Raw genomic sequence first — 6,475 nt, 5'->3', positions numbered from 1 at the left:
ACCCACGCCGTTTGTGGTGCGGCGGGTCATCATGGTGTGCACGAGCGCATCGCGGGCCAGGCCCATGCTACGCCTGACGGGCTGGCGGTACAGGCGGGCAGTGAGCGCCTGAGCTACGCCCAGCTCAACCAGCGCGCCAACCGTCTGGCCCACCGCCTGTTGGCGCTGGGCGTGGGTCCGGGCCAGCGCGTAGGCTTGGCCAGCCGGCGTGGCCCGCAGTTGATCGTCAGCCTGCTGGCGGTGCTCAAGAGCGGTGCTGCCTATGTGCCGCTGGACCCGAAATACCCGGCCGAACGCCTGGCCTACATGCTCGCGGACAGTCGCCTGGACCTGCTGCTCAGCGAAACCGGATTGCTCGCCGATCTGCCGCTGCCGCCAGGGTTGATCCGCGTAGATTTCAGCGCCGGCGGTGAAGAACTGGGCAACTTTGCGGCGACCAATCCACCCAGCCATGCGGCGGCCGCCGACCTGGCCTATGTGATCTACACCTCTGGCTCCACCGGCCAGCCCAAAGGCGTGGCCATCGACCATGCCGCCCTCGGTCAGTTCTGTGATAGCGCCGAGGCGTATAGCCGCCTGTGTGCCGAAGACCGCGTGCTGCAATTCGCCACCTTCAGCTTCGACGGCTTTGTCGAGCAGTGCTACCCGGCGTTGTGCGTAGGCGCCGCTTTGATCATGCGCGGCGATGAACTGTGGGACGCCGGGCAGTTGGCACGCGAGATCGTCGAGCAGGGCGTGACACTGGCCGACTTGCCCGCCGCTTACTGGTACCTGTTGGCCAAGGAGTGCGCGGCCGACCGCCGCACCTTGGGTAACCTGCGCCAAGTGCATGTGGGCGGCGAGGCGATGTCGGTGGAAGGTCTGCGTGCCTGGCACGCCGCCGGGCTGGGTGACGTAAAACTGGTCAATACGTATGGGCCGACCGAGGCGACGGTGGTGTCCAGCGTGCACGACTGCCAGCTGGCGGATGCCAGCGATGCGTTCGGCGTGCCGATTGGGCGGGCCATCGCCGGCCGCTCGCTGTATGTGCTCGACAGCGGTTTCGAACTGTTGGCCACCGACGGCGTCGGCGAGCTGTGCATTGGCGCCGAAGCGGGCCTGGCCCAGCGTTATTTCGATCGCCCGGCATTGACCGCCGAGCGCTTCCTGCCCGACCCGTTTTCCTGCGTACCGGGCGCGCGGCTGTACCGCAGCGGCGACTTGGCCCGTTACAACGCAGCAGGCGCACTGGAATACGTCGGGCGTATCGACCACCAGGTCAAAATTCGCGGCTACCGCATCGAAATGGGCGAGATCGAGGCCTGCCTGCAAGGCTTGCCGGCGGTGCGTGAAGCCGCCGTCATCGCCCAGCCGAGTGCGGTGGGCATGCAATTGGTCGCCTATGTGGTGCCCGCCCACGGTCAAACCCTGGACGGGCAAGCCTTGGCGGCAACCGTGCGCCAGTCGCTGCCGGACTACATGGTGCCAGCGCACTGGCTGGTGCTTGACGCCTTGCCGCTGAACAACAACGGCAAGCTTGACCGCCGTGCGCTGCCGACACCTGACCTGAACCTGCGTCAACAGGCCTTTGTGGCGCCACAAACTCCGTTGCAAGTGCAGCTGGCGGCGATCTGGCAAGCGGTGTTGCAGGTCGAGCAGGTGGGCCTCACGGATCATTTCTTCGCGCTGGGCGGGCATTCGTTAATGGCCACCCAGGTGATTTCCCGGGTGCGCCATGAGTTGAAGCGGGAAGTGCCGTTGCGCGCACTCTTCGAGCAGCCGACACTGCAAGCGTTCGCCACGGCGTGTTCAGGGCTGCATCAGCACAGCGCACAACCGCTGGTGGCGCTGGAACGTGGGCAGCCGATGGCGCTGTCTTTCGCCCAGGAGCGCCAATGGTTCTTGTGGCAATTGGACCCATCCAGCGCCGCGTATCACGTGCCTACGGCATTGCATCTGCGTGGGCAACTCGACATCTGCGCGCTGGAACGCGCTTTCCAGGCGCTGGTGGTACGCCATGAGCCTTTGCGCACCACCTTTGTGCAAGACGCTGAGCAGACCTGGCAGGTGATCCACCCCACGCTGGCGATGCCGGTCGAGCAGGCGCGGGCAGAGGCCGCGGCGATCCAGGCATGTGTGGAGCAAGAAATCCAGCGCCCGTTCAACCTGCGTACCGGCCCGCTGATGCGCGTCAAACTGCTGGTGATCGCGCCCGATCACCATGTGCTGGTCATCACCCAGCACCACATCATCTGCGACGGTTGGTCGATGCGCGTCATGGTGGACGAGTTGGTCGCCCTGTATCAGGGCCAGGCTCAGTTGCCAGCATTGCCGATCCAGTACGCCGACTATGCCGTGTGGCAACGCAACTGGATGGCGGCCGGTGAAAAACAGCGCCAGCTCGATTACTGGCAACAACGCCTGGGCGAAGAGCATCCGGTGCTGGAACTGCCGCTGGACCACCCGCGTCCGGCGGTGCAAAGCTTGCGTGGCGCGCGGCAGCAGGTCCAGCTTGAGGCTACGCTGTTGGCCGATCTGAAAGCGTTGGCCCAGCGTGAAGACGTGACCGTGTTCATGCTCTTGCTGGCCTCGTTCCAAACCCTGCTGCATCGCTACAGCGGCCAGAACCGGCTGCGTGTCGGCGTGCCGATCGCCAACCGAAACCGCCTTGAAACCGAGCGACTCATTGGCTTCTTCGTCAATACCCAAGTTATTCAAGTCGATCTTGACGGGCAGATGGCCTTCAATCAATTGCTCGCCCAGGTCAAACAGCGCGCCCTGGAGGCCCAGGCCCATCAGGACCTGCCGTTCGAACAACTGGTGGAAGCGCTGCAGCCAGAGCGCAGCCTCAGTCACACCCCACTGTTCCAAGTGATGTTCAATCACCAGGACAACCCGGGTGCCGGCCCGGTGCAATTGCCGGGCCTGGCATTGCAGCCGCTGGACTGGGTAGCAAGCACCACGCAGTTCGATTTGAGCCTGGAAACCGAAGAGTCCGCCGCAGGTCTGTGGGCCTCGCTCACCTACGCCACCGACCTGTTCGAGCCCGCCACCCTGGAACGCCTTGCACAACACTGGCAGAACCTGCTGCGCGCGGTGGTGAATGACGCCTCGCAGGCGCTGGATGAACTGCCGATGCTCAGCGCGCAGCAATGGCAGCAGACCGTGCACAGCTGGAATGCCAGCCACACCGAGTACCCGCAGGCGCGCTGCGTGCATCAGGTGTTCGAAGCGCAGGCACTGGCAACCCCGGACGCGATTGCGCTGCAATTTAATGGCGACACCCTGAGCTACCGCGACCTCAACCGCCGCGCCAACCGCCTGGCCCATCGTCTGATCGCGGCGGGTGTCGGCCCTGACGTGTTGGTGGCCGTGCATGTCGAGCGCTCGTTGGACATGGTGGTCGGCCTGCTGGCAACCCTCAAGGCCGGTGGCGCCTATGTGCCGCTGGATCCGCAATTCCCGGCCGATCGACTGGCGTTTATGCTTGAAGACAGCCGGGCTCGGGTGTTGCTGACCCAGCCACTGCTGAACGGGTGCCTGGCGCCACCGAGCGGGCTGCACGTGTTGCTGGTCGATGATGTCAGCGCGGAAGATCACAACCCACAAGTCACTGTCACGCCGGAGCACCTGGCCTACGTGATCTACACCTCCGGTTCCACCGGCAAGCCCAAGGGCGTGATGGTGCGTCATCAGGCGCTGTGCAGCTTTACCTGCGGCATGGCCGATAGCCTGGCGATCGGCGCTGACGCGCGGGTGCTGTCGCTGACCACGTTCTCGTTCGACATCTTCGCCCTTGAGCTGTATGTGCCGCTGACCGTGGGCGCCACCGTGCTGCTGAGCGGGCAGGCACTGGCGCTCGACCCGGAGGCGATTCTCGACCTGGTGCACCGCCAGTCCGCCAGTGTGCTGCAAGCGACGCCTTCGACCTGGCGCATGCTGCTGGAAAGCCCGCGCGCGTCTGTGCTGCAGGGCATCAAATGCCTGTGTGGCGGCGAAGCGCTGCCGGTCGACCTGGCCCAACGCTTGCTCGATCTGCAGGGCCCGGTGTGGAACCTTTATGGCCCAACGGAAACCACCATCTGGTCGGCTGCCCATCGTTTGCAGCAGGCGCAGCCTTTTGTCGGTCGCCCGATCGCCAACACCACATTGTTCATTCTCAACGCCGGGCTGACGCCATGCCCATTGGGAGCTGCCGGTGAATTGCTGATTGGCGGTGTTGGCTTGGCACGCGGTTATCACGCACGTGCATCGCTCACCGCCGAACGCTTCGTGCCCAACCCTTATGGTGCGCCCGGCGAACGCCTGTACCGCACCGGTGACCTGGCGCGTTATCGCCCTGACGGCGTGGTGGAGTACATCGGCCGCGTGGACCATCAGGTCAAGGTGCGCGGGTTCCGTATCGAACTGGGCGAAATCGAAGCCTGCCTGCGTGAAAACGCGGCGGTGCGCGAAGCGGTGGTGCTGGCCGACAACGACCGTTTGATCGCCTACCTGGTGACCTTCACCACCGAACAACAGGCTGCGCTGCGTGACCACTACAAGGCCCAGCTGCGCGAGCGCCTGCCGGACTACATGGTGCCTGCACAGCTGATATTCCTTGATAGCCTGCCATTGACCCCGAACGGCAAGCTCGACCGCAACGCGCTGCCCAAGGCAGATGCCGAGCTGTTGCTCAAAGCCTTTGTGGCGCCCGTGAGTCAGCGCGAACAGCACGTCGCGGCCATTTGGGCCGATGTGTTGGAGGTGCCGCAAGTGGGCCTCGACGACCACTTCTTTGAACTGGGCGGGCATTCGTTGCTGGCCACACGTGTGGTGTCACGCGTACGCCAGGCACTGGGGCTGGAAGTGGCGCTCAAGCGCCTGTTCGAACAGCCTGTGCTCGCTGATTTCGTGCGCACATTGGGCGAGGAGGGCGTGACGGCGCCGGCCCTGCTCAAGGCCGACCGCACGCAACCCTTGCCGCTGTCTTACGCTCAGGAGCGCCAATGGTTCCTCTGGCAACTTGACCCGCAAAGCTCGGCGTACCACATCCCCAGCGCCCTGCGTTTGAAAGGCGCGCTGGACGTGGCCGCGCTGCAACGCAGTGTTGATACGCTGTTGGCGCGCCATGAAAGCCTGCGCACGCATCTGCGTCAGGAGGCCGGTGGCGCGGTGCAAGTGATTGAAGACCTGGGCCTGATCGAAATCGAACGTTGCGATACCGATGAAGCCGGGCTCAAGGCGCAAGTGGCCGAGGCCGTCGCGCAGCCGTTCGACCTGTTGCGCGGGCCGTTGCTGCGGGTCAAGTTGTTGCGCCTTGCCGAGGACGATCACGTGCTGGTGCTGGTTCAGCATCACATCATCTCCGATGGCTGGTCGATGCAGTTGATGGTCGAGGAATGGGTGAAACTGTACACGGCGTTCAGCGACGGCCACACGCCGCAGCTGCCGGCCTTGCCGATTCAGTATGCCGACTACGCGCTATGGCAGCGCAACTGGATGGAAGCCGGCGAGAAAGCGCGTCAGCTGATCTACTGGTGTGAGCAGTTGGGGGGCGAGCAGCCGGTATTGGAGTTGCCGTTCGACTACCAGCGTCCAGCGCTGGCGACCCATCGCGGTGCGCGTCTTGGCGTTGAGTTGAAGCCGCAACTGGTGGTCGGCTTGCGCAGCCTGGCGAACCAGGCTGGAGTCACTTTGCCGATGGTTTTGCTGGCGGCCTACCAGGCCTTGCTGCATCGCTACAGCGGCCAGGAAGATGTGCGCGTCGGCGTGCCGATCGCCAACCGTAACCGCCTTGAAACCGAAGGCCTGATCGGCTTCTTCGTCAATACTCAAGTGCTCAAGGCCGACATCAACGGCCAGATGAGCGTGGCGCAACTGTTGCACCAGGTGCGCCAACGCTCACTGGACGCTCAGGCGCATCAGGACCTGCCCTTCGAGCAACTGGTGGAGGCGCTGCAACCGGAACGCAGCATGAGCCTGAGCCCGTTGTTCCAGGTGCTGTTCAACCACCGCGTGACCTCGGCAGGCAGCCATTTTCAGCACTTGCCGGGCCTGCAGGTTGAGGTGTTGAGTTGGGATGAAGGCGTCGCTCAGTTCGACCTGGCGCTGGATGTGGAGGAATCGCGCGAAGCCTTGCGTGCGTCGCTGAGTTACGCCACCGATCTGTTTGCCCACACCACCATCGAACGCATGGCCGGGCATTGGCAGAACCTCTTGCAGGCCATGGTCGACGATCAGCAACAGGCCATCGGGCAACTGAACCTACTGAACGCCGATGAGCAACAGCACATTCTGCAACTGTGGGATTGCACCGGCTCGGGCTTCTCGGCCAAGCGCCTGGTGCATGAAAGGGTCGCCGACCGCGCGCGGGAAAACCCTGAAGCCGTGGCGGTTAAATTCGATGCGCAGACCCTGACTTACGGCGAACTCGATGCTCAGGCCAACCGCCTGGCGCATGCGCTGATCGCCCGTGGCGTGGGGCCTGAAGTGCGCGTGGCCATCGCCATGCCGC

The 6,475-nt window shown here is 64.2% G+C and carries 1 protein-coding gene; it reads left to right on the top strand.

Annotated elements, in window-relative coordinates; genetic code table 11:
- On the top strand, positions 1 to 6,475 hold a 6,475-nt coding region (locus E0F99_RS28230; RefSeq protein WP_130909069.1), incomplete at both ends, for a non-ribosomal peptide synthetase.

Origin of the sequence: Pseudomonas antarctica (assembly GCF_900624995.1) — a bacterium.
In the GTDB taxonomy this organism is placed as follows: domain Bacteria; phylum Pseudomonadota; class Gammaproteobacteria; order Pseudomonadales; family Pseudomonadaceae; genus Aquipseudomonas; species Aquipseudomonas antarctica.
Note: the sequence above shows the minus strand (reverse complement) of the source record. Positions and strands in the feature narration are given on the sequence as shown.